The 25,503-nt window shown below is 49.1% G+C and carries 17 protein-coding genes; 4 read left to right on the top strand and 13 right to left on the bottom strand.

What is annotated here, in order from left to right:
- Positions 1-592 precede the first annotated feature (592 nt).
- Positions 593-2,137 carry a M81 family metallopeptidase gene (locus CLV98_RS13890; protein WP_374755191.1) on the top strand — a complete coding sequence of 515 codons (1,545 nt, stop codon included), beginning with the start codon at positions 593-595 and terminating at the stop codon, positions 2,135-2,137.
- Between the two features lie 61 nt (positions 2,138-2,198).
- On the opposite strand, the gene CLV98_RS13885 is transcribed toward CLV98_RS13890, so the two are convergent.
- The 4 genes from CLV98_RS13885 to uxuA form a co-directional block, all read right to left on the bottom strand.
- Positions 2,199-3,635, bottom strand: a complete 1,437-nt coding sequence (locus tag CLV98_RS13885; protein ID WP_109674921.1) for a Gfo/Idh/MocA family protein — start codon at positions 3,633-3,635, stop codon at positions 2,199-2,201.
- A 29-nt stretch (positions 3,636-3,664) separates the two neighbouring features.
- Positions 3,665-4,492: a ThuA domain-containing protein gene (locus CLV98_RS13880; RefSeq protein WP_109674920.1), complete on the bottom strand. Its 828-nt coding sequence runs from the start codon at positions 4,490-4,492 to the stop codon at positions 3,665-3,667.
- A gap of 38 nt (positions 4,493-4,530) precedes the next feature.
- Positions 4,531-5,316 carry an SDR family NAD(P)-dependent oxidoreductase gene (locus CLV98_RS13875; protein ID WP_109674919.1) on the bottom strand — a complete coding sequence of 262 codons (786 nt, stop codon included), beginning with the start codon at positions 5,314-5,316 and terminating at the stop codon, positions 4,531-4,533.
- A 61-nt stretch (positions 5,317-5,377) separates the two neighbouring features.
- A complete protein-coding gene (uxuA, locus tag CLV98_RS13870) occupies positions 5,378-6,571 on the bottom strand; it encodes a mannonate dehydratase (protein WP_109674918.1) in 1,194 nt (397 codons plus the stop codon).
- Positions 6,572-6,854: 283 nt separating this feature from the next.
- On the opposite strand from uxuA, the gene CLV98_RS13865 reads away from it, so the two are divergent.
- Both CLV98_RS13865 and CLV98_RS13860 read left to right on the top strand, forming a co-directional pair.
- Positions 6,855-7,886: a LacI family DNA-binding transcriptional regulator gene (locus tag CLV98_RS13865; protein ID WP_109674945.1), complete on the top strand. Its 1,032-nt coding sequence runs from the start codon at positions 6,855-6,857 to the stop codon at positions 7,884-7,886.
- A gap of 86 nt (positions 7,887-7,972) precedes the next feature.
- Positions 7,973-9,724, top strand: coding sequence for an arylsulfatase (locus CLV98_RS13860; RefSeq protein WP_109674917.1), 1,752 nt, complete (start codon positions 7,973-7,975; stop codon positions 9,722-9,724).
- A gap of 6 nt (positions 9,725-9,730) precedes the next feature.
- On the opposite strand, the gene CLV98_RS13855 is transcribed toward CLV98_RS13860, so the two are convergent.
- The 3 genes from CLV98_RS13855 to CLV98_RS13845 are packed head-to-tail and all read right to left on the bottom strand — an operon-like array spanning position 9,731 to position 14,142.
- On the bottom strand, positions 9,731-11,149 hold the full coding sequence (locus CLV98_RS13855; RefSeq protein ID WP_229203373.1) for a TolC family protein: 1,419 nt from the start codon (positions 11,147-11,149) through the stop codon (positions 9,731-9,733).
- 11 nt (positions 11,150-11,160) lie between these two features.
- Positions 11,161-12,486, bottom strand: coding sequence for an HlyD family secretion protein (locus tag CLV98_RS13850; protein ID WP_211320039.1), 1,326 nt, complete (start codon positions 12,484-12,486; stop codon positions 11,161-11,163).
- 3 nt (positions 12,487-12,489) lie between these two features.
- Positions 12,490-14,142: an ATP-binding cassette domain-containing protein gene (locus CLV98_RS13845; protein WP_229203372.1), complete on the bottom strand. Its 1,653-nt coding sequence runs from the start codon at positions 14,140-14,142 to the stop codon at positions 12,490-12,492.
- Positions 14,143-14,289: 147 nt separating this feature from the next.
- On the opposite strand from CLV98_RS13845, the gene CLV98_RS13840 reads away from it, so the two are divergent.
- Positions 14,290-14,967, top strand: a complete 678-nt coding sequence (locus CLV98_RS13840; RefSeq protein WP_109674915.1) for a TetR/AcrR family transcriptional regulator — start codon at positions 14,290-14,292, stop codon at positions 14,965-14,967.
- A 344-nt stretch (positions 14,968-15,311) separates the two neighbouring features.
- On the opposite strand, the gene CLV98_RS13835 is transcribed toward CLV98_RS13840, so the two are convergent.
- The 6 genes from CLV98_RS13835 to CLV98_RS13810 are packed head-to-tail and all read right to left on the bottom strand — an operon-like array spanning position 15,312 to position 25,436.
- Positions 15,312-16,691 carry a DUF3748 domain-containing protein gene (locus CLV98_RS13835; protein ID WP_229203371.1) on the bottom strand — a complete coding sequence of 460 codons (1,380 nt, stop codon included), beginning with the start codon at positions 16,689-16,691 and terminating at the stop codon, positions 15,312-15,314.
- 29 nt (positions 16,692-16,720) lie between these two features.
- Positions 16,721-18,961, bottom strand: coding sequence for a hypothetical protein (locus tag CLV98_RS13830; protein ID WP_109674913.1), 2,241 nt, complete (start codon positions 18,959-18,961; stop codon positions 16,721-16,723).
- Between the two features lie 21 nt (positions 18,962-18,982).
- On the bottom strand, positions 18,983-20,185 hold the full coding sequence (locus CLV98_RS13825) for a sialidase family protein (protein ID WP_109674912.1): 1,203 nt from the start codon (positions 20,183-20,185) through the stop codon (positions 18,983-18,985).
- An 8-nt stretch (positions 20,186-20,193) separates the two neighbouring features.
- The gene (locus CLV98_RS13820) at positions 20,194-21,252 is read right to left on the bottom strand and encodes a polysaccharide deacetylase family protein (protein ID WP_109674911.1); all 1,059 of its coding nucleotides are present in this window, start codon (positions 21,250-21,252) and stop codon (positions 20,194-20,196) included.
- 24 nt (positions 21,253-21,276) lie between these two features.
- On the bottom strand, positions 21,277-23,514 hold the full coding sequence (locus CLV98_RS13815; RefSeq protein WP_109674910.1) for a ligand-binding sensor domain-containing protein: 2,238 nt from the start codon (positions 23,512-23,514) through the stop codon (positions 21,277-21,279).
- Positions 23,511-25,436: a PfkB family carbohydrate kinase gene (locus CLV98_RS13810; protein WP_109674909.1), complete on the bottom strand. Its 1,926-nt coding sequence runs from the start codon at positions 25,434-25,436 to the stop codon at positions 23,511-23,513. Before CLV98_RS13810 ends, CLV98_RS13815 begins: the two co-directional genes overlap by 4 nt.
- Between the last annotated feature and the right edge of the window lie 67 nt (positions 25,437-25,503).

Below are 25,503 nucleotides of genomic sequence, written 5' to 3'. Positions count from 1 at the left end.
CCTTTTGCATCATAGGTCTGAGTCTGGATGATGGTGCCATCAAAACCTTCCGTTTCTGTCCGGATCTGCCGGCCTAGCCGGTCGTACCAGGTTTTGGAATCGGGCTGGCCTCCGTCAGGGAAAGTCATCTCACCGCTTATTGGTTAATGGGTAAAATGGCTGCGCAGCAGGGGGGCAATGAAAACTTGTTGTCCACTTTTTTAGGGTTTTAATTTCATGCTTCAGTCGCCGCCAATAGGCTTGCTTTGATTTTACAAAATGGCCTCAGAGATTGATATGTCTAAACCCCGTAGGATTGATATATTTATAGAAAAATGGGATTATAGCTAATGAATATGGAGGTTCATTATTTCAACCCCGTAGGGGTGATATAATTATAGAGGGTGATATAATTATGGTGATATAATTATAGCTAATCAATATGGAGGTTCATTATTTCAACCCCGAAGGGGTGGCATAATTATAGAAGGTGGCATAATTATCGGTTATTTCGTTTCAAATGCTCCATTTTTGCCCAACCCTCCGTATTTTACGGTCGATTAACCTATTTAATTGACCTAAATCTTGAAAAATGAAAGCAGTATTAATCGTAATGATAACCTTGTGGCTAGGGGTTGTGGGAGGCTCTGGGGCCGTGGCCGATCGTACGCCGGCTAAGCTGCCCCGCATAGCCATAGCGGGCCTGGGTATCGAGTCCAGTACCTTTTCCCCAGCCCGGACGCTGGAGCCCGCCTTCCATGCCCGGCTGGGTGATGAGGTGTATAGGCCTTATCCTTTTTTTGAAAAAAACGCACCCATGCGGCAGCGGGCCCAGTGGTTTCCCGCTTTGGTAGGGAAGTCCCTGCCGGGAGGTACCGTGACTCGCCAGGCTTACGAATCGCTGATGGGACAGATGCTAGATTTATTAAAAAAGAATTTGCCCTATGACGGACTGTTTTTCGATATTCATGGTGCCATGAGCGTCGAGGATCTGGACGATCCTGAGGGGGATATGATCGCCAGGATCCGGAAAGTGGTGGGTTCCAAAACTTTAATATCGACCAGTATGGACTTGCACGGCAACGTTTCCTGGCGCCTCGCCCAGCAGTCTGACCTTATTACTTGTTATAGGATGGCACCTCATGAAGACGCACTCGAGAGCAAGGAAAGGGCGGTGGAGAATATGCTGACCCGCCTAGAAAATGGAAAAGGAAAGCCTGCCTACAAGGCCTATGTGCCCATTCCGGTGCTGTTGCCTGGAGAGAAAACCAGCACACGCATCGAGCCGGGGAAATCTATTTATGCTGAAGTCGCTCCCGCAGCCGCTCGTAAGGGCGTTATCGATGCCGCCATTTGGGTGGGCTATGCCTGGGCCGACGAGCCCCGTAACCATGCGGTGGTGATGGTAACAGGCGATGATAAAAAGGTGGTAGCCGCAACCGCCGAACAGCTGGCTAGCAGTTTCTGGAAGGCCAGGAAAGACTTCGTTTTTGTAGCCCCTACTGCCACTCTAAAAGAGAGCCTAGACAAGGCGGTGGTGAGTCAGAAGAAACCATTTTTTATAAGTGATTCGGGCGACAACCCTACCGCCGGTGGCGCCGGGGATGTTACCTGGAGCCTGAGAGAGATATTGGCCCGGCCCGAGCTAAAAAAGGCGGATGGACCCGAATTGATCTATGCCTCTATACCTGGTCCCGAGCTGGTAGAGGCGGCACGGAAAGTAGGGGTGGGGGGAATGGTAGATGCCCTCGCCGGTGCGGCAGTAGATGCCCGCTTCGCTCCTCCGTTGCGCTTGCAAGGTAAGGTGCTGTCGATAGTGGATGGGGATGTCAATGCTGGTACCGAAGTGGTGGTGCAAGTAGGCGGCGTGAAGGTGATCGTCACTTCTCGCCGCAAGCCATACCATAAGGAGGCCGACTTTACCCGTCTGGGTTTGGCACCTCGGAAAGCGGATATTGTGGTGGTCAAAATCGGTTATCTGGAACCGGAGCTCTGCAATATGCGGGCCGACTGGCTGCTGGCGCTCACGCCCGGGGGAGTGGATCAGGACCTGTTGCGCTTAGGGTATAAGCGCATCAAGCGCCCGATGTATCCGTTGGATCCCGACATGCCCGATCCCGACCTGAAGGCTCAGTTTGTCCCTGCTTCCGACCAATAGTAAAAAAGTAAAAGCCGGGAAGCCTACAGTGGCTTCCCGGATTTTTTGGTCATTATGAGGATCAACCTTTTACTTTAGAAGTACCATAGATACCCCTCTGAGGACGTGAGAGTAGGGCGTTGGCCTCTTTATCTCCAATAAACTTCTCCTTTTTGGGATCCCATTTCAGCTTACGGTCTATCTTCATGGCCGCGTGGGCGATGAGACAGGCCGAGCAGGACCGTTGGGCGATTTCTGCATGGCTGATGGTCTGCTTGTCGTTAAGGATACTTTCGATCCAGTTTTGGTGTTGCTCTGGGCTCTCGTAAAGGTGAATTTCGTTTGGACCTATTACCGAACCTAAGATCTTTTGGTTGCTGGCTTTAAAGGCTTCATTCTCTTTGCCCGATGCTGCGGCGCCTGGGTCGGAGGCCGTTACACCTACGTTGCCTCTGGACACGAATATCCAGCCGTCGGTTCCTACAAATTTCACTCCATTAGGGTTGTCACCGCCGATCTCCATTTCTACCCCATTGGCATATTTCATATGGACGAGGAAGTCGCCATGGACGTTCCATATTCCCGAGCCTGGGGCAGGGAAGGTCGCCTTTCCGTAGGCCTCTATGGGGCCGGTAAGCTCGGTATCCATTCCCCAATGGGCGATGTCGAGGTGATGGGACCCCCAACCGGTGATCATCCCAGCGCCAAATTGCTCGAGGCGAAGCCAGCCCGGACGGTCGTTGATGTCTATCTGTGAATGGACGGTGTCGATGGTGTAGTCGATTTCGGGAGTAGACCCAAGCCACATATCGTAATTCAAGTTTCCTGGCACGGGTATCTTGGTAGAACTTCCTCCTGGAGGATCTCCAGGAAGTCCTATGAATACCTTTTTAAGCTGTCCGATGCGGCCGTTGCGTACGAGTTCACAGGTTCTTTTGAACTGAGGCCATGGGTTCACCGACCGTTGCTGGCTTCCCAGCTGGAACTTAACGCCTTTTTTGATGATCATATCGGCCATCATACGTCCCTCGCTGATGGTGAGGGAGGTGGGCTTTTGCATATAAACGTGCTTGCCTGCGGCGGCTGCTTCCATAGCGGGCTGGGCATGCCAGTGGTCGGGCGTACTGATAATGACGGCATCGATGTCCTTACGGGCTATCATGTCATGATAGTCGTCGTAGGTCTTCACGTCGATATAATTGTCTTTGCCGGTGCGTTTGGCATATCTGGCTTCGATCCATTTCTTGCCCATGGCCAGTCGTTTCGAGTCTAGGTCCGCTACCGCAATCACGTGGGCGGCCTCGTTCTTGATCACCTCCGGCAGGTCGTGGGTGCTGGCAATGCGGCCGAAGCCAACCTGTCCGATGTTTATCTTATTGCTAGGGGCATTTTTCCCAAATACCGTGCTGGGTACGATAGTTGGAAAGGCCGAAGCGGCGATGATTCCCGCCATGCCAGCGGCCGATTTCTTCAGGAAGTCGCGGCGGTCCTGTTGAAGATCTTTAATTATTTTTGTCATAATAAAAACGTATTAAGGGGTTGAGATAATTACTTTTTACGTACTGGATCCTCGGGGCTAGTGGCATAGGCTTTGCTGTAGTCTCGGGCCTTGGGCTTGCCGATGGTGAAGGCTATGGCACCTAGGATATGGTTCTGTAGGTCTTCCTTCAAATAATCCTCTTTGACATGTCCTAATGAGGAGTAGAAGGCTCTGCCTCCGTCGTATTCGTGCCACCATACGCTAGGAAATACGGTGCCAAAGGTGTCCAAGGCCTTTCCGCCAGGCTTCTGAATGGTGGTATGGTCGTTGACGGCCAACACATTTAGATTAACACCCATTTCTTTAATAAAATAGAATTCATCTTTTTCACGCACCCAGGTTTCGGGAAGGTGCGCCAGCGCCGGATTTTTTGGGTCGAGCACCTTTACAGAAAACTGTTGGCCCGGTTCATGCCAGAAAAATGTACCCCCCAGCATGTCTTTAAACCACCGCCACTGGCGCTCGGTACCTGAGGCTGAATGTAGGCCTACGAAATTGCCCCCGGCCTGTATGTACCGCATCAGGGCTACTTTTTGGGCATCGGTATCGAAAACCCCATTATTGGTGTTGGAGAACACCAATGCATCGTATTGTTTCAGATTTTCGTCGGTAAATTTGGCTGGGTCGTCAGTAACATCCACTTTAAAGCCATGTTTTTTGCTGAGGGTTTCAATGGCGATAATGGAGTTGGGGATGTTGTCGTGGACGAATCCCTTGCCATTTTTGGTATAAAACAAAATCTTTACCTTTTCCCATTTCAATTTTTGGGCTTGAGCCGTATAGGTCAGGGATACGCTCAGCAGCAGTAAGGTGATAAGGATGGATGTTTTTTTCATTTCTTGGTATATAATAGATGGAACATAATGGGGGTTGACTAAAATCCAATGGAGTTGCCCCCATCGACAGGTAGCGTGACGCCAGTAATAAATTTGGCTGCGGGGGATGAAAGGAATACGGCCGCATAGCCAATGTCGTCGGGTTGGCCCCAGGTGCCCATAGGGGTGCGGTCCATGGCCTTATCGCGCCGGTTGATGTCGCCATTCATGGCTGTGAGCATCATAGGGGTCTCTATAAAGCCTGGAGCGATGGCATTGACCCGCACGTTATGCGGGGAGAACTCGGTGGTAAGGGCTTTGACCATCCCGCCAATCGCCGACTTGGAAGCGGTGTAAGCCACCACACGGTCTATGCCATATAGTGCTGCCATAGAGGTGATCATAAGGATAGAGCCGGACTTACGGGCGATCATTTTTTTGCCACATTCCCTGGTCAGGGAAAATACGGCATGCAGGTTGGTCTGAACGATACGGTCAAAATCTTCATCGGTGACCTCCACGGCATGCTTTTTCATATTGACACCGGCGTTATTGACCAGGATATCGATGGTGCCATAGGTAGCTTCCACATGATCTACCAGAGCAGGGATCCCCTTCAGGTCGGTGATGTCGTTCTGGACATAAGCGGCTGCGCCACCGAGTTGAGCTACCGCTTCCTTTAATACCTCCTCCCGGCGGCCGGTGATGACCACCTTCGCTCCTGAAGCTACCATGGCTTGGGCAATATAAAAACCGATACCGCTGCCTCCGCCAGTAATCAGGGCGAGTTGGCCCTGAAGGGAAAACAGGGGCGAGGCGTTGTGGGTTGTTGATGGTTCGGGCATGTTTAGGATTGATTTTAATGTTTAAATTTTCAATAAGTTTTGGGATAAAGCCAACCAAGTTTTAGGAGGCAGTCATTCGGTTTAGCGCCATTTCCAGTCCCCTTAGTTCGGCCAGGGCCTTGAGCCGCCCTATGGCCGAATAGCCTGGGTAGGTCTTTTTTTGAAGATCATCGAGCATCTGAAATCCATGATCGGGACGCATGGGGATGGGTGGCTCTCCATGAAGCGCACGTTGCCTCTCTACTTCCAGTATCGCTTTTACCACTTCATACATATCTACATCGCCTTCCAAATGCGGCGCTTCGTGAAAATCTCGTGGGTCCGATTCCCTTTTGGTACTACGCAGGTGGACGAAATGGATGCGATCGGCAAAGCGCCTTATCATGGCGGGGAGGTCGTTGTCGGCACGCACGCCCAATGACCCCGTGCAGAAGGTGATGCCGTTGGCACGCACTGGGCAAGCGTCCATCAGGGCGGCCAAATCCTCTTCCGTTTTGACTACCCTCGGCAAGCCTAGCAACGACCTCGGGGGGTCGTCGGGGTGGATGCACAGCCTTATGCCCAGTTCCTGGGCCAAAGGGGCTATGGCGCGAATAAAATAATGAAGATTGGCCTGTAGGGTCGCCTCGTCGATGGTGGCGTACCCATCCAACAGTTTTTGAAACTGGCTAAGCTCGAAGGCTTCTTCGGAGCCTGGCAAGCCGAGCAACACGGTGTTGGTTAGCAGGGCGATATCCTGAGGCGTCATCTCTTTATATCGCTTTTGGGCGGCCTCCTTTACGGCCTGGTCATAGTCGTTTTCGGCCCCCGGTCGTTTTAAGATATACAAATCGAATAGGGCGAAGTCCTGCCATACATAGCGCAGGGTGGTGGCTCCTGTGGGTAGGGTATAGTGTAGGTTCGTTCTGGACCAATCCAGTACCGGCATAAAGTTGTAGCATACGGTGGTGATTCCACAGGCTGCCAGATTGCGCAGCGACTCTTGGTAATTGGCTATGTATTGGTCCCTATCGGCCGACCCTTTTTTGATATGCTCATGAACGGGGAGGCTCTCTACCACCAGCCATTGTAAAGGAGTGAAGCGGTCGTTATCTGCCTCGATAATCCTCTTGCGCTCGGCTATGGCGTCGATGCTCCATACTTCGCCCACGGGAATCTGGTGCAGGGCACTTACTACACCGGTACAGCCGGCTTGCCGGAGGTCCATCAGGGAAACGGGGTCTTGTGGGCCAAACCAGCGCATGCTATGATTCATAGGTGTCTAATGGTATGTTTTGTTTCAAAATTAAAGACGTGATTATGTGGGGGTTATCCTTACAGAAAGGAGCCGATATAACGGTTGAAATTTATATGAGCTTGATAATCAGACCTCAATATCTGAAGATTTTTTTAAATTGCAACCGATTGCAATTCAAAAAAATCTAATTTGTTCCATATAGATTTTATATTTTTAGGAAATGTGAATGAATCTGGGGTAAGACGACCGTAATCGGTTGAATCGGTCAGGGCCCCGTAGAGCCTTTAGGAGGCTAATGAATATGGAAAAAGAAGTAACGATTTATGATATAGCAGAACTGTTGCAGTTATCGGCAGCGACAGTCAGCAGGGCATTGAACGACCATCCGGCTATCAACATAAAGACCCGCCAGAGGGTACAGTCCAAGGCCAATGAGCTAGGATACCGCTCCAATACCTTTGCGAGTAATTTAAGAAAAAAGACCACCCAGACCTTAGGGGTTATTGTGCCCCGGCTCAATAGCCACTTTATGTCGTCGGTACTCGCCGGCATGGAGGTAGTAGCCAATAAGGCGGGGTATCATATGCTAATCAGCCAGTCGTTGGAGTCGGCAGCTAACGAAAAAGCCAATGCCCGAACCATGTTCAATAACCGGGTCGATGGCTTATTGGTCTCCCTGGCCTACGACACGGAGTCCTACGACCACTTTGCAGGATTTATCAAGAAAAAGGTACCGCTACTTTTCTTCGACCGGGTCACCGACTTTATGGAATGTCCGGGAATTGTGATCGACAATTATAAGGCCGGATACGAAGCTACACGGCATTTGCTGGCGCAAGGGTGCCAGCAAATCCTACATGTGACGGGCAACCTGCGCCGCAATGTTTATAACGACAGGATGGAAGGTTATAAAAAGGCGATTCAAGAGGCAGGACTTTCGGAGCGGGCTGTGCAGGTAATAGTCAACGACCTTAGTGCCGAGGCCGGCGTAGTGCTAGCCCGGCAGATCATGGCCATGGAGCAAAAGCCCGATGGGGTGTTTGTGGCCAGTGATATTTGTGCGGTCAATTGCATGCGTGCCTTGATTGATGCGGGGTATCGTATTCCCGACGATGTAGCTTTCGTTGGTTTCAATAACGACCACGTTTCTCAAATCATAGATCCGAAGTTGACGACCGTCGATTACCCCGGCCACCAGATGGGGGAGCTGGCCGTGAGCACGATGATCAACCACCTTACCAGCAATCAACCCCTCGGTGCCACCTCCAGTATAGTCCTCCGTTCGCAGTTGATCGTGCGTGCATCTTCCAAGCGGTTGTTAGGTGCTGATTGAGCTGAAAGGTAATAGCGGCCCCCGTGTGTGTGGACCGGACAGGTGGCTTTGCTTGATTAAAATACTATTTAAACCAAAATAAGGATATGCATAATATTAAGTTAGTTCTGGTAATACTCATTTTTAATTCGTTTGCAAGGGTTGTTTTCGCTCAAAGCGACAGCCGCCCCAACGTCATTATCATCTTAACCGACGACCAAGGTTATGGTGATTTGGGTATCACAGGCAATCCCCATGTTAAAACCCCAGTCATCGATCAGTTTGCTAGAAATAGTATCCGATTAGACAATTTTTATGTGTCACCAGTATGTGCTCCTACGAGGTCGAGTCTGATGACAGGGCGCTATTCGTTAAGGACTGGTATTAGAGATACTTATAATGGAGGTGCCACCATGGCATCCAATGAAGTAACCCTGGCAGAATTGCTCAAACAGGCCGATTATCGTACCGGAATATTTGGGAAGTGGCATTTGGGAGATAACTATCCCTCCCGACCTACCGACCAAGGGTTCGACGAGTCGCTGATACACCTTGCCGGAGGGATGGGGCAAGTGGGGGATATTACCAATTATTTTAACGGAGATAGGAGTTATTTTGATCCTGTCCTATGGCATAACAACCGACAAGAAAGTTATAAGGGCTATTGTTCAGATATCTTTGCAGAAGGTGCTATTGATTTTATAGAAGAAAATAAGCAAGGTCCATTCTTTTGCTATCTGTCATTCAATGCGCCACATACGCCCCTACAGGTACCTGAGGAGTACTATGATCGGTATAAAGACGTAGATCCCTCGGCTGGGTTTGGCCAGGGTATGGTGGCCACCATGACCGACAAGGACAAGGAAGATGCCCGAAAGGTATATGCGATGGTATCCAATATCGACGATAATATTGGCAAGCTTTTGAATAAGCTAGAGGAATTGAAAATAGCCGATAATACCCTAATTATTTTTATGACCGACAACGGCCCTGAGCAAGTTCGCTATGTGGGGGGGATGCGTGGACGAAAATCCAGTGTTTATAATGGAGGGGTTAGGGTTCCCTTCTATATGCGTTATCCGGCCAGGTTCGAAGGGGATAAGGCTATTAAGACAGTTGCGGCGCATCTGGATATCTTGCCCACGGTGGCGCAACTCTGCAATGTGCCCTTACCCAAAGATAGGGTGATCGATGGGAAAAGCTTAGTGCCACTTATGGAAGGTAAGGAGGTGGCTTGGGCCAACCGTCCTTTATTCTTTTACTGGACGCGAAGCTATCCGGAGTTGTATCAGAATATTGCCTTGCAAACGGAAGGCTACAAATTGGTGGGAATGACCGACTATGACGCCAAGATAAATGATTTTGAATTATATGACTTGGCCAAGGATCCGTTTGAAAAAGACAATATTATAGCTCAGAACCTGGATAAAGCCAAGGTGCTCAAGCAAGATATGGATCATATTTTCAAGGAATTGATTACTTCGAAAAATCTTGTAGACCCACAACCCATTGTGGTAGGAAGTGAACATGAAAATCCGGTAATACTCAATCGGAATGATGCGGAAGGGGAACGGGGAATCTGGAATCAGGAAGAGATATATGGTAAATGGAAAGTGGCGGTGGAGCCAGGTGTTTATAATTTAAAGTTCAAATTCATTAGGCCTGTGGAGGGAGGAGGCCAGATGTACCTGGAAACGAAGGATGGGGTTTTTCAGAAGAAGAACGCCACAAAGGAAGCCGATACTATCGATATGGAGCGGGTCAGCCTGAGGGCCATGACCGGCGATTTGGTGCCTTTTTATACCGTAAAAGGGAAGAGAATATTCCCCTTTTGGGTAGAGATTGAGCGGGTTGACTAGATATGGTCAGAGCAGTAAGCCGGCGCTACTTTGTAGGGCGTAGAGGGTCTTAAAATACTTAGACTTTAAGGTGAGAAGTTTCTGTTGAACCTCCAAGGCTTTATTCTCTCGACTATTTACTAAAAATAGAGAGCTTTCTCCGTTCGAAAATCGCATCTGCTCGGCAGCAACCAAGCGCTGGATGAGGGCTAGTTGTTCCGTTTCTACGGCAATCTGCGATTTTAAGGCACCGTAGTCGTTGAGATAGGCCCTAATTTTAATCTCGATGTCACGAATTTTCTGAATTTGAGCCAGCTGGGTAGACTCTATTTTTATTTTGGCTTGCCTATATGCGCCCCTTCCATAGGAAAGTCTTAAGGGCATTTCAAATTTGAATCCATATTGGTAGTTGTTGTCGAAATATTCGTTCGGAATCAATGAGTTGCCTTTGCTAAGGAAATTATAGCGGAGGTCGGCTTTGGGAAGAAGCTCCTGAAACTTCAATTTTCGGTTGACTTCCAGCATATCCATTTTATATTCGTAGGCCTGCAGCTCGGGGTGGTTGGCAAGGGCAGCCGATAGCAGGTTGTCGCCATTGAGCTCAAATAGGCTAAGGTCTAATTGTTGGTCCCAGTTGACAGGGGGTTTGACTTCGTCCGAAAGGTCGTAGGGCTGGGCATTGGGCCCCCAAAGATGTGCGGACAACTGGAGTCCACTATTTTGAAATTGTAGCCAGGATTGTGTTTGAAGGTTTTGATAAAGCTTTAATTGCGCCATGGCCTCAACGGTGTCGATGGCGGCACGCTCTCCCATGGCATATGATGCGGTAACGAGTTCCAAGCGCTTCGTGTTAATCTCAACAATAGAACTGATATTTAGATAGCTCTGGTAGGATGCTATCCATTGCCAGTAATCCTCCATGACTACTAGCAGGAGGTTGTTGATAGTAGCCCGTTGCTCCGTCTGGGATAGGTTGCGGTAAAGTTTTGCCTGCTGGAGTGCCGCTCGTCTTTTGTCCATCATCAATCCCTTGGCTATGGGAAGGCTTATTCCTAGAAAGCTCGTCTGCCCCTTTGTCTGGGAGGGATCGAGCCGATTTCCCGATAACTGTTGGAAGCCCCCATGTAGGTCCACGCCAAACCAGGTGGGGATGGTGAGCTCTTGAGATCCTTGCTGGTAATACTTGGTGCCATCGAAAGTCTTTCCGGCAAAATACCCACCCAGTCTAGGGTCGAATCCCCCCTTGGCCATTTTCAGTTCGGCTTGGGCGTCCTCTATGCCAAGGGCTGCCTGCAAAGCCACCGGGTGGTATTGCCTTACAATGGCCAGGACTTCATCGGCTTGTAGGGTTTTTTCGGGCACCTGCGCCATGCTGATGGCAGGGGCCCAGCAACTGAATAGTATTAGGACTAAGAGGTTTATTAAAGGCTGTGTTTTACCGTTCATAAGGGCTTTACTTAAAGTTTTACGGTTTTTGTCGACGGTTCGCTACTGTAATAGTCCGGTGGGAAGCCGTTGATATTTCGCCATAGTTCATACCAGATAGGAACGTTCTTGAGGAGGGCAATTCCTTGTGCTCCACTACCTATCCGAAGTTCTTCGGGCCAAGGTCGGTCCTCAGGGTCCTCCGCTACCAAGACCCTAAATTGACCATTGGTGCCGATGGACTGTTCCACAGCTACTACCTTACCTCCAAAGGTACCGTAACTGTTGTTGGGCCATCCACTAAAAATAATTGCTGGAAATCCATCGAACATAAACCGCACCCGCTGCCCGTTGGATATCAAGGGGAGGTCGACTGGCTTCACAAACATTTCTACGGCATAGTTGACTTTGGTAGGGACTATGACCGCTATACTCTCCGAATCCTTTAAGATTTCCCCTATTCCCGATTTGTTGGCCTGTACAATTTGGCCGTCCTGTGGGGCCAGAATAATGTACATGCCATTACGGATGGCATAGTTGGTGGCCATGTTTTCAAGTTTGGCTTTTTCGCCTTGGCCCGCAACTGCAGAGCCCATACTGGCCAACCGATCTCCTTCTGCCTTATTTATTTTTTCCAAATATTCTTGCTCTACCCCGTTTTGCTCAATTTGATTGTTGAGGATTTCTTGTTCGGTTTGGGCGATTTTGTTTTCGGCCACTATTCGCTTAGAAAGTGCGTTCTGATAGCTGGCATTTCGCTGCTGGAGCTGGGTTTGAGAAACCAGTCCTTCGGCATACATCTTTTTTTGCCGCTCATATTGATCCGTAAGTAGGGTAAGCTCATTCTCTATGGCTACCAGCTCGGCCTTCTCGGCCGTTAGTTTACTCTTCAATTGGCCAAGTTTGTTCTTTAACTGCTCTATTTTAAGCTTTTGTGCCTCTTGGAGTACTTCTATTTGAAGCGTGGACATGCGTGCTTTTCGCTCATAGAATTCGATGGCACCCTGCTTGGCCTCTACCTGTTGGCGGGTTCGGCCCACCAGGTTAGGGTCCAGATAGTCTTCTTTGATCTCCGATATTTGGAGGATCGTATCTCCTTTCTGAACGAAATCTCCTTCCTTTACCCACCAACGAACTATTTTGCCGGGTATGGGCGAATTGATTTGTTGTGGACGCTGCTCTTGATAAAGCGTAGTGATGTCGCCCTTGGCCTTGATATTTTGGGTCCAGGGTAAGAACAAAACCAATCCAAGGAATATGAATATCCCTATGGTCCATTGGCGTACTTTGCTTTTTTTGTGATAGCGGTATATTAAATCCCTAGAGGTTAATGGGATCGTGTATTTCTCTAATTCCATAGCCTATATTGGTTTGTTGGGACTCGACTCCCCATGGTTCAAGTAGATGTGAAAATCACCGATTTCCTTCAGGTTGGGCTCATCGCTCGTGATGACGATCGTGGTACGCTCTTTAATACTTTGAAGGTAGGCGATAATGGTGGTGCGGATATGTGGCGTCAGGCCGTCCCATGGCGACTCCAGTAACAAGAGCCTTGGGGTGTGGACTAGTGCTCGCAACAAGAGTATGGCCCGGATATGCCGTCCTTCCAGGTTACGCCCATTGGGCGAAATGGTCGTCTGAAAACCTGCTGGCAGGGAGGTGATAATATCTTGAATTTCGAGCTTTATGGCTAGTTCGGTAATATGGTCGGGGATAATATGGAGGCGACCCATCAAAATGTTCTCCATGACAGTGCCAATGAAAATGTCCTTCTGATTCAGATACATCCCTATTTGTTGACGGAAGGAGGTGAGGTTGTAATGGCTCATCGGAATGCCGTTGATGAGCAAGGCGCCCGCTTGAGGGCTGTAGTACCCCGCCAAAGTTTGTAACAAGACCGTCTTGCTGCTGGTGGTGATGGTGGTTATAGTACCTGGTTGTATGGCCAGATTTACTCCTTCAAAAACGGGTTTTCCATTGGAAAAATGAAAATAAAAATCTTTCATCTCTAAGGCGATTCCCTTGGCTTTTTGCTCTAGAACGATAGCGCCCTGTTGTTCGCCAAGAGGCTCAGTGACAGTGGCCAACTTTTCTAACCCAGTAACTACATCGTACACACTATCTAAATTGATGATCAACTTTTCTACGGCGTTGATCACCATAAGGATTACGATTTCGATGGCGATAAACTCGCCAATATTGAGTTTTTGATCGAGGAGAAGCACCGTGCCTACCGTAAGCATGCCTGCGGTAATAGCGACCTTAAGGAATACAAGGACTTGGTACTGAACCAATAATACTCTAAAATGAGTCGTTTTGGCTTCCAGATACTGGCTGACATAGGCATCGGTCTTCTGTAAATTGAAGGGGCTGTCCCGGTTGTTTTTGAAGGGGTTGATCACCCGGGCCATTTCTTCGAGCCATGCCGCCACCTTATACTTGGCCATACTCTCCTGTAGACTCGAATTCACTCCCTTGGAGCCGGTTCTATAAAATACTAGCCATAAAACCAGTAGTAGCAACGATCCGAAAACGAAGAACGCCAAATGGTATATCCCCAATAACATCAAACCGAAGATGATCTGTATACTGGCCACGGGGACGTCGAGTAGTAACTTCGATAAGCCTTTTTGTACATTGAGAATATCGAAAAAACGGTTGACCTTTTCAGGTAAGTAATAGCCGTCCGTTTTTAAGCTATCAAAATTGGGGATGGCCTCGGCAAATTCCAGTGAGTAACGGGTAAATAATTTTTGCTTGATGGTTTCGATGATCTTCATCTGGTTGATCTGCATAAACCCTACTACCGCTACTCCCAATACCACCAGTACGATTAGTATGTATATAGAGGTTACCATGGTGGCGCCCAATATGTATCCAATGATGGTCTGGATGCCCAACGGAAGGCTTAGCTGAACCAACCCGCTAAGTATGGCATAGAAATATATAGAGGCAATATCAGTTCTTTCAATGCGAACCAGTTCCCAGAGCCTTTTGAAAGGGGTTGTTTTCATGCTTTTGACTTTGATTTCTCAAATATAAGTATACTTTTTTGAATGATAGTAATACTATCTAACATAAGAGTAAAAATTTAATTCATGATTTAATTACTTTTATTCATGGTATTTTTGCTTCTTTGTGTTTCACTAGAAGGTTAAGGTATGGATTTTCATTTAAATTTTCAGGTAAGTCATAAGGTGTACTTACGGGATCCAGAAGGAACGGAGGTCGGTAGGAAAATAATCAAAAGTGCTATAGACTTGATATATGAGTTAGGGTTCGAGCATTTTACCTTCCGAAAACTAGCCGTTGAGATTCATGCTACTGAAGCAACTATATACCGTTATTTTGAAAATAAACATCGCCTATTACTATACATCCTTAATTGGTATTGGAGTTATATAGAATTTCTAATGATGTTTGGGCTTCAGAATATTCAGGATACACGGGTCAAGCTAGAAACGGTCATCGAATTGCTGACTCATGAACTGCCTCAGAGTTCGGGAAATATGGATTATAATAAAAGGTTTTTAAATCAGATTGTCATAGCTGAAAGCAGCAAGGTTTATTTAGTGAAGGAAGTGGAGGAGATTAATAAGGAAGCGGTATTTAAACCCTATAAAGATCTATGTGGTAGGATCGCAGCCCTTATTACCGAGCATAACCCGACTTATGCATATCCACGATCTTTGAGCAGTACCCTTATAGAGGCTTCGCATCATCAGCAGTTTTTTAGTAGTTATCTCCCAAAGCTAACCGATGTGGAGCACCATGGGGCTAAAGACTTTACCGCTATGTTTCTAAAAGATTTATTATTTAAAGCCATAGAGCACCCTTAACCCACTTCGAAGTATAATATTTGGCCAGGGAATAACCCGGTGGAGCCCCTGTTTGCCTTGCCTTAATCGCATCGCTTTTCTCTTTGCTTACAAATATTTTTTGTTCTCAAGAGGGTTTTAGGAATACTTCTAGGCGACTGTTTAAGAGCGCTTTTATCTTGATAATAGTACTGATATATGTGATTGCCTTTCAGTTGGCCCTCTAAAACTGGGCTGGATTAAGTAGGCTTTGCAGCGATTCGAGATTAGAATCGATTAAGTATCGACGACTTTCGTTGGTAATCGTAGAAAATTAAAAAGCCAAGACCGATTAAGTCCTGGCTTTTTAATGAAGTAGCTTTTCTTTACCGTTGCTGGATAAATATCTGCTGGGTGGCTGCCCCGTTTGGGGCGGGAATGAGTCTATTATAGGCGATTTTGGTACCATCTGGCGACCATACAGGGTTAGAAGCAGCAGGACTGTCTGGCTCTGTGAGTAGCTGGTATCGTTCGTTGAAAGGAGCATCGCCAATGATGCAAACAGCCAAGGAGCCGTTCCAGAAATAGCAGATTTCTTTTCCATTAGGATTCCAGCGGAGATGTCCCTCTACGTCCGAGTCGTGATGGGTAAGCTGGCTGCTCTTCCCATCGACGGGGGAGAGCAAAAAGATCTGGGTAATTCCGTTTTCGTCCTTCGCCAGATAGCAGAGCTGAGAGCCGTCGGGGGCGGAACGTACGATCCCACTACAACCGGGATGCTCCGACTCGGCCGTGTGGGTGAGGCGCCGTTGGACGGCACCTTGAGGGGGCATAGGGAAATCGTCCTTTGTCCCTTCTATCGGTCCCAAAGGGCCGGGTACGGTGATATCGTCGGGGATATCTACCACAAAGACCTCCTGAACTTCCTGGCCTTTTTTATCCCTAACAGTTCCCAAGAAAGCCCGGGCCATTTGTTGGCTTCCATCCGGTTTTTGGTAGCCATGTAGCCCTATCCAACTGTCGTAGGCGGCGTGGCTTATCTCGTCGCTGCCGGGGGTGGGTTCGGGCACCACCCGAACTACCAATGCACTATACCAACTACCCGACACATTGCCTGGATGGGCGTCTACTGTTACGGGGCCTATGTTTTTGGAAACCCCAATGGTGCGTAGATTGCGTTTTTCGCCAGTTTGGGCCTCTATCTCTTGCAGTATGGCGTCGTTATAGGTATAGCCTATCCACTGGCCGTCTCCGCTCCACTCGTGGCGGTGGGTTCCGCCTCTAAGCGCTCCGGGCGTATAAGGGTAGGTCACGTCCCTGGCGTCCATCCATATCGGGTTGCCGGGCTGGGCATCTTCTACAATAACCCCAGTCCGCCTCCATTGTTGGTAGGGGTTGTGGGCATCATTATCCATTAATCCATGAATAAACACTACCGAAGCGGCTTTGGGACTATAGCTAACAGCCCCTACACCGGGTCCCCATTTGGTATTGTTTTCTAGGGAATAGGTGATTTTTATTTCCCCTGTCTCGGTGTTTACCCGTTCTATTCGTCCCGATTCGGCTATCCCCCCCGAGTCGGTACGGGTGTCGTATACCAGCCACTGTCCATCCGGCGAAAAGTTGTCGTTATTGTCGAGATCGTGGTGATAGCTCGTATCGAACGTCAATTGCTTTTCGGTGGCTTCCTGCCGCTGAGGTGCACAAGCATTTATCATGTTGAGTAAGGCTAAAGGGACTAAAAGTGCTAATTTACGGGTATTCATCGAGACAAGGGATTACTACTAAAACCTATTTATTTGCTACTGGCCACTGGTGCGCTAATAACGCCTAGGTATCGGCCCATCCAGTAGGGCAGTAGCCATATATCTCCTGCGCTGTTTTCGCTGTTCCCGTTGCCATTGATCCGGTCCATGTCGAAGGTATTGGCATTATGGCGGCGTACGGGCCTTTCGTCGGGAGGCAAGACCTCCTTAGTCGACTGTTTCCTGAAATTAGGCTCCAAAAGTTCGATGTCCTTTCTATGGCTGTTTTTTACTCCCCATTCTATCATATCCAATGGGTATTCGCGAAGGTACCAAGCCGCTTCATCAAGATCGAAGGAGTCGGTGCCTGTGATGGCCGTAAAAATATTCCATGCACCATCTTTTTCGGGGCGTTCTGCTTCCCAATGATCCAGAATTTGCGCCTTATAATGGGCCTTCAGGGTATCATTGAATGCATAGCGGTAAAGGCCCCAATAGCCTATAAAGTACATTTCATCGTCGGAATGGTTCCATCCGTCCGACATATTTTTGGCATGCTCGTCGGCATCGTCGGGAGCCTTGCCGATATCCGACATAGGGCGCATCATATTTTCGAAGTAACCATGCTTGTCCATCAGTTCAAATGCCTTTACCTTATATTTCTCTTTTTTGGTAAAATGGTACGCCGTTTGAAGCATGGCCACGATATTCGATGAGTTGAGCTTACGGTCGCCAACGTTGGTGGGGAAACCGTTTACATACTCAGGATTCCATTTTCCCCACATGGTGGGTTTGCCATCGAAATCGATCAAATACAGGTCGTTTTGAACGATATGCGACATCAGGGTGTCGATCAAGGTGATGGCGCGGCCTTTTAGCTCGGCGTCGTCGAAGAGCTCGGCCATGGCGCCAAAAGCAAATACATGTCCTATGACCTCATCGCTACTAGTGGTCGACTTCCAGTCCCATTCCTTGTCGGAGGCATGTTGCCAGCGCTCTGGATCGTGGAGTATGTCGATATGCCCACTTCTTTCGAAAGAACGAGAAGGAAAACCAGCCACGGGGTTGATGTCGTAAAGGCGCTCCATGGCATCGAGCGACTCGCGGCAATTCTGCAAGGCGGCACTGTCCTTGGTAACGGCATAGCGGAATATCTCTCCTCCTAGGTACATAGAAGTCCATAACCCGTCATTATCCGAATCGGAAAGGTAGCCTGTAGAAAGGTCTCCTTTTTCCATATGTGCTAAGGTCGAGTTGAATCCCACACGAATATGGCGTTGCCTCACCTGTTGGTCGTAAAAGGCGGCTTTGTCGGCAAGGGTCATTTCTTTAAAGATAATCTGACCCACCCCACCGGTAGTAAGCACGAGTATCGATTGGGCAGGGCCTTCGGTGATTTGCAGCACGTTACTGCCTGGTAGCCAGCGTTCGCCGTTATAGTAGTCAAACTTCCCATCTTCACGCAGCGAGAAGGCTCCTTCGGCACTTCCGAACCAGAGTTTTCCGTTGATAGATGCCATAGCAGTAATAGCAGGTACTGGGAGTTTTTGGTTGAGTTCTCCTACTTGTTTTTTGCTGGCGATATCACAGACCAAGTATCCGTTGGTAGTGCCAATGGCCATTTGCTTGCCACCGTCGGTAAGGGCCATAGCGGTATATCCCTTTCCTTCTATTACTTTGTTGAACTGCAAGTCGGCAGAAAGCGAGAATAAGGCCTCGTCGGTCAACACCCAAAAGGTATTCGTTTCGGATTGGTAGCTAATTTGCTGTACCGTGCCGGCAGGGACCGTTTGGCTCCAGAGTGATTTTTGGTCGGCTACGAGCTCAAGACCTTGCCCATCCGATACCAAAAAACGGAAGTCCTTGCCACCTGCAAAGATATGGGCCTTGGGCAATTGATGCTTAATAAACACCCTACCTGCCCAGGCATTGCTGTATACCACCGAGTCGGTAAGGTATACCAGCTGCGCATCGAGGCTGGTGATGGCCTTCAGGTTTTTATCACTGGTAAAACGATACGTTTTGTCGGGATTCAATGATCCGGGGTACAGAAATTGACCGTCGTAGGTATGCAGCAAACCAGAGGTGGAGAGGACCTGAATTTTTCCATTTCTGTCGTAAGCCGTTCCCAGTAGTTTTTGGGTGGTAGTATCGGCATAGAACTTGACACTGATTTCCTGTAAATAGGGTGTGTCTTGGTACACGGGCTGCTTTACATTGTTTTTACTGCAAGAGAGCATTCCGGCAGCAAAGCAGCTGGTAAGGAGGAGCGCTATAAAAATATGTTTCATTGGGTATTATGGGTTAAGAAATTAGTAAGTTTTTTTTGTGAGTTTGATTTTCGTCGGGTCGACCGTCACATATTTAATCGATTTTTTATGACTTTCGGGATGAAAGGAATAGGTCATATGGAGCATACCATCGGCCGTTTGAATGAGGGCGGGATACGAATAACCCCCTTCATCGGCTGGGTGTTCTTCTATTAGCAACCGTCCTTTCCAGGATGCCCCTTCGTCGTCGGACAGGTAGAGGCTGAGTCGGTAGCGGCCGTCGTAGATATCGTTCCCTAAAAAGGCCCATTTGCCATCTTGAAGGGTCAGCAGCTCCACGCTGGCCGTATTTGGAATATTGGTTTTCTGGGTGGCGGACCAGGTAAGTCCGTCGTCGGTGGATACACTTCTGTGAACTTTAGGCGGATAGTCTCCACTGTCGCGCATATAGGCTACGAGGTCGCCATTTTTACTTTTGGCAATAGCCGGTTGAATAGGGCCCCGGCCTACCACCGGGAGGCTGGGCGTCCAGGTGTCCCCGTCGTCGTCAGAGATGGCCATTAAGGATAGGTTAAAACCATCGGAGTATAAGGGGAGGATGATCCTGCCCGAAGCGAGTTGGATGGGCTTGATGCGGGTCATCCATCCTGTGCTTCTTTTAGCCGGATCTTTACCGGCTTCCAGGATCATCTCATCGTATTTGGGGGCATAGGCTGCCCATCCTATCCCATGTTCGGGGAGCTCCTTCAATCGCTTTTCTAGTTCTGTAGCGAAGCCGGAGTCGGGCTTTAGCAGGATATTGTCCTGCCAGCTCCAATGGGGCGCCCCTTCTTGGTCATAGTCGGTGGCGGTTTTATATCTAAGGATCGACTGCTCCCAAAGGTTGGCTTGGACGGCAATCCACACCAGAAACAATTTGCCAGACCCGTTTAAGAAGAGTACGGGGTTACAGTCGGGGATATGGGGGGTGTCGGCCATTAAAAAGGGGCTGCTCCATGTTTTGGATCCCTTTTTTAATCGGGCGCCAAGGATACGTACATCGTCGGACTTTCGCTCGCCACTTCCCTGAAACCAAGCCACCAGTAGGTCGCCGTTGGGCAGGGCCACCAGGCTACTGGCATGGGCATGCTCCTGCTGAGGGGAGAAGATGAGCGTCTCCGAAACGACGACTTGGGCCGAGGCCGGTCGAGCCAGCACGGTGAAGGCCGCTAGTATAAATAGGGATAGAGTTTTTATTGGTGTCATATCTGATTTTACTTTACTTTTTGGCGTCGTTCCATCAGCTCGCGCCAGGTGGTGAGCACAATATTATTTTTCTGGATATAGGCCTTAAGGTCGGGGTCGAGCATCGACAGCATATCGGCATAGCGGGAGCCGCCTGAGGCACTGATGTGCTGAAATTCGTCGGTGATATCACTGCTATGAACGATCAACATGGCCACGCCGGGTTGCATGATGTCCAAGGTTTTTATCCATTGTTGTGCCTTATACTGGCCCCAGGCTTCGGGGCTGACAGGGGTCGTTTCGGGCTTCCAGTCTCCACTGATGTTATGAACGTCGTCGAGTACGGGTAAGCCCGCTTCCCATAACATTTTGCCTATGGCGGGTGCTTTCTTCAAAATGGCTGGAGCCGGAAGCTTCATGCCTTCCTTATACTTACCCTTTTTCTTTAGGGCTTTAATGGTAGGCGCTAGTAGGCATTGGGTGATCAAGGTATTGTTTCCGCCAGGAAACATAACGGGTATTCCGTATTCGATCCCCACTTTCATATACCGTTCTAGGAACGGCCCATGAGCGAAGAGGGTCCCCATATGGGAGTCGAGATGCGTGGGTTTTAAGCCCATCTTTAAAGCACGTTCTATTTGGGCACGAATTTCGGTCTCTACTATGTCGGGACTCGCATGCTTCACCACTTCCTCCACGCTATGCCACATACAGCCTTCATGATCGACCAAGCCAGGGGAGTGGCTGATGCCGTTGAGGGGAGGCCAGCGGTAGTCTTTCCATTCCGAGGTGAGTGTGAGGTGTAGGCCGGCATCTACAGTAGGGTTTTGCAAGACATATTTGCCGAAACTTGCCGCCCACGAGCAAGGCATCATAATACTGGCCGAGGTGGCCACACCCTCCTCAATCGAACGTATGGTGCCTCTGTTGGAGCTATAAGACATGCCGGCGTCGTCGACATGGAATATAACGACCTTGCTTCCTTTGGGCCAGCCCAGTTTTTCGGCATAGGTCATTTCGTTTTGGGCGCTGAGGTCGAGACTTGCTACCATGAGCATGCAGATGAGATATATCTTTAATTTTTCCATAGAGATGGTCTATAATGAGTGGTTTTATTGATTGGGTTCTTGAATCATGTGTAGGTAGCGGCCCATCCAGTAAGGAAGTAACCAAAATACCGGTTCCCGCTCCCGATGTGGATCGCCCCCTTTCAGCGACCAAGGGTTTACATCCCAGCGAACGGTACTCCTAATGCTGGCGGGGGGGAGGCTGCCAACTTGCTGCTCCTCCAAAGAGGGATAGCGGGATAGGGTGATATCTTCTCGTTGGCTATGATCGATAGGCCAATCGACCAGATCCAATGGGGTGTCTTTTAAAAAACTGATCGACGGCTGAAGTCCCTCTTTCTTATTTAGGGCGAAATTATAAATGAAATTGATCAAAGGGTTGTGATCGGCTCGGCGTTTTTCGTACCATTTTTCCAGATGCGCCTCATAAAAGGCACGGAGCTCGGGATCCTGTTCACAATGTAGCAAGATAGGGTATTGGTAGGCCTGCAATATCACGTCGAAGTAAATAAACCAAGCAGGGTTTTGCTCCCCAATTTTGCTCATGTTTTGCAAATAACCCTCTTCTTCTATCAGCCTACGGTACTCCTTTTCATATTTCTGATCGCCAGAGGTATGATAAGCGAGTTTGAGGAAACTGAGTAGCTCCATCGAATTTTGATTTCGGTCGGGGAGCCATTCTGGGTCCCGGTTGAGGGACTCCGGCGACCATACCGACCACCGGGTAGGTTTGCCGTCCACATCTACCAGGTTGTAATGGTTGCGAATCAAGTGATCCACAATTTTAGTGATCTGAGCCGAAACTACTTTTTTCTCCGCTTTGTCGGCTACCAGGGTGTAGTAATGATAATAGCCAAACATATGTCCGCACATTTCGTCGCTGCTCGTATCTCCCTTCCAAAGCCACTTCCCGTCCGACGAGGGTCTCCAGCGTTCGGTTACAGGCTTAAAGCGGGGCTCCTTCGCTTGTTCTTCGGCGATTTCCTGGGGGGTATAGGTTCGGTTTTTATCGTGCATCTCGGTCCAGTCGATTGGGATAATGGCCCTGGCGAAGAAGCCATCCGTTTCGGTGATGTCGCCCAATAATTTCATAAACCGAAAGGCTTTTTGAGCCCTTTCTTTGGCTAATGGGTCTTTGGTGACGGCATAACGGAAACTTTCCATCGCCAGATAATTCCCTGTAAACTCTCCGTCATTATCGTCATCTTCAGGTTGCCAGGTGCTGGTATCTCCGGCCACTGTCAAATGAGCAATTCCGGCGGTCCATGGAGCACGAATGTGTCGTTTCATGAGCACCTCATAAAAATAATCTTGTTTCTGTGCCAAGGTCATCGGCTGGCTTCCAATACGGCTTACCCCTTGGGCGGTAGCTATCCAGGCGTTGCCCTGTCGGTCGAAGGCGATATCGCGTACTTGGTCGTCGAGCAACCAACGCCTAGAGAACAGCAGGGAATGGCTTCCATCGGTTCGGTAACGCACCACCCCCTGGTCGGTGCCTACCCACATGGTGCTGTCGGGGGCCATTCGGACTTGAGATACCGACCGAGATGGTAGTCCATTTTTGGGGGTAAGGGTGCTGATCTGGCGGTCGGCCATTCGTATGGTGACCCCACCTAGCCCACCCACCCACAGCTGGCCCTGATCATTATAGGCCACTGCTTTGGCATAGCCACTCACCAGCTCTTGGGTCGTATAATAATGTTTCAATTCGTTGTCGGACCAATGGTAAAGGCCTACATCTGAGGCTATCCATAATCCTTGGCCCTTGTCGGGGACTAGGTCCCGCACGGAGCGAGGAAAGTCTGCCTGGATTTTTACAAACCCATTGGCTTCCGACTTCCAGAGGCCGGCCGGGCCCATGGCATAGGTACGGCCTCCCTGCTGGCATAGCTGAGTGATAGGCCCTGTTACGCCTGGCACCGGTGCGAGTGCCTGATCGTGTATTTGCCAGAGTCCACTCCAGTTGCCCACAAATGTTCGCTGCTGGGCCTCGAAGCTCAGACAATAGGCTGGGCCCGTGGTGTCCACAGGTGTCCAATGGTCGGTATGGGCCCCTTTTTTATAAATGCCATCTGCGGTAGCCACCCATACCTGCTCCAGGCTGTCGACGGCAATGCGGCGCACGTCGTTGGCACCTTGGTGCTCAGCGAGTGAAAAGGGCTGATGGTATTCCTGTTCAAAAGGGCTATCCTGATAGCTGGAGATCGATTGCTCACTTCTACAGCCTGCCATAAGCACTGCAAGGTAACCAGAGATCAATATGGCGAGGCTTCTTAAGTTCATACGTTGGTTAAGTTTTGGTCTTTTTGGAATAGTAAGGAAAGTAGCGCCTGATGTTGAGAGAAGTCGGGGATGAGCATATGGGCTCCCGCCTTAACCAACCTAGGCCTTTTTTCGGGATTATGTCCATAGCGCTGGGGTTCGTTGCTGGCAATGCCAATAGCGATTCCTCCCGCCCGTCGTCCTTCTCTAATCTCATCGGGGCCGTCGCCTACCACCATCAATTCGTGCCCATGGAGATTGTTCTCTCGGATGATTTTTTCTATGATCATTTTCTTTGAAAACTTCGTATACTCCTTAAGAGCACCATGTATGCCACCGTCAAAGAGGGGGGCATACCCCAATGTTTGGGCCTCATGCCGCACGTCGTCGACGTCGGTGCCACTGGCCAGATAGAGTACAACCCCACGGTCCTTTAATGCTTGCAGGAAAGTCACAGCACCCTTCATGGTATAGTCTTCGGGCTGCAGCTCTCCAGCGGCTAGTTTGGCCATGCGTTTTTCTACCATTTCCATAAGGCCATCATTATATATCTCCTTGTACTGGAACTTGTCGAGAATATTTTCAGGAGCTACAAAGCCAAAATCACGTATTAACTGTATCAAACCTTCCATCTGATAAATGGTCTGTATGCCGGTTGTCTTCTGTATAAATTCGAGGGATGCCTCCTTTACCTTATTAAAGGTAGTGGTGTCGATGTCGTCATATTGCGCGCCCAATATGGCTTTGATCATCATAGGCTCCATGATCTGCTCCCACCCATGGCGCAGGGTAGAGATGGTGCCGTCATGATCGAATACCGCATATTTAATGTGGCCAAGGCGCTCTATGGCCTTTGGTTCACAGATTTCGAATTCGGTACCGGGCCAGTACTTGGCCATTCTTTCATTAAGGGCTAAGTCGGGGTTGTAGCTGTAGTGCGGCTCGGTGGCAAGGTCCAATATTTCGGCGGCACTGGCTGTGCCGGTCGTATATCTTTTTTGTACGGTCACACCTGCCGCTAAATTAGCGAACTCGGCGGCATCTTTGGCCGATAGCCCTGCTGCCAGGCAAAGGGCTATGGCACTAATGGTGGTGTCGCCGGCTCCCACTGTATCGAGCTTTCCTTTTAGTTGAAGTCCGGGTATATAATGTTGTCCCAGTGCGTCGAATGATAAGATGCCCCGTTCGCCACAGGTGACGAATAGGGGCTTTTCTGTTTGTTTATAAACCTGGCTTCCCATGTTGCTCACCGCCGTTAAAGGCAAGCTTTCTTCTGTATTGCTCGGTTGGCCCGTCAGGATGGCCAGTTCCCGGTCGTTGGTCTTTCTATAGGTATTATGAATCTTGTCGTTAAAATGCCGAGAGTCCAGCAGCACAATGGTATCGGAGTACTGGCTGAACAGTGCGTTGACACCATCAATAAAGTCAGGGTGGTTGATGCTCCCTGTTACTTGTTGGTTAAATATCAGGACATCACAATTTTGTAGGGCCTTTTCTATGGCCTCTAGTAAGCGCTTATCCGTGGCTTCGCTCCTTTGGTTATATGCCCCGAAGTCGATACGCGGTTGTTCTTGTTGGTTGACATGCCTTTTTAAATAGGTATAGGTGTCAAATTCCTCCTTTTGTATGAAGAGTGTACTGGTGTCCGTTCCTAGGGCCTGTAATTGAGCAGTAAGTTCCCTGCCAAACAGATCGTCGCCGACCGTACCAATCGCCTGAATAGAGGCAGGCTGAAGTGCGGCTAAGTTGGCGACTACATTTCCTGCTCCTCCGGGACTATAATAATGCTTACCCACCGTTTCAGTATACAGCCCAGTCTCTATGGATATTTCCGAGGCACGGTTGTCCATCAACCAATAGGCGTCTAAACAAAAGTCACCATATACGGCCACTCGTGTATTTAGTATTTTTTCAAGAATATCGTTTATTTCTGGTGTCTGCATGGTACGATAGTACTTAAGGTTGGAAATTTAAGAGTTCGTTGTTACCACTTCTTGCCTAGGTAGGGCT

The organism is Dyadobacter jejuensis (assembly GCF_003149085.1).
GTDB classification, from domain to species: Bacteria; Bacteroidota; Bacteroidia; order Cytophagales; family Spirosomataceae; genus Dyadobacter; species Dyadobacter jejuensis.
The sequence above is the reverse complement of the archived record's forward strand: the minus strand, read 5'-3'. Positions and strand labels throughout refer to the sequence as shown.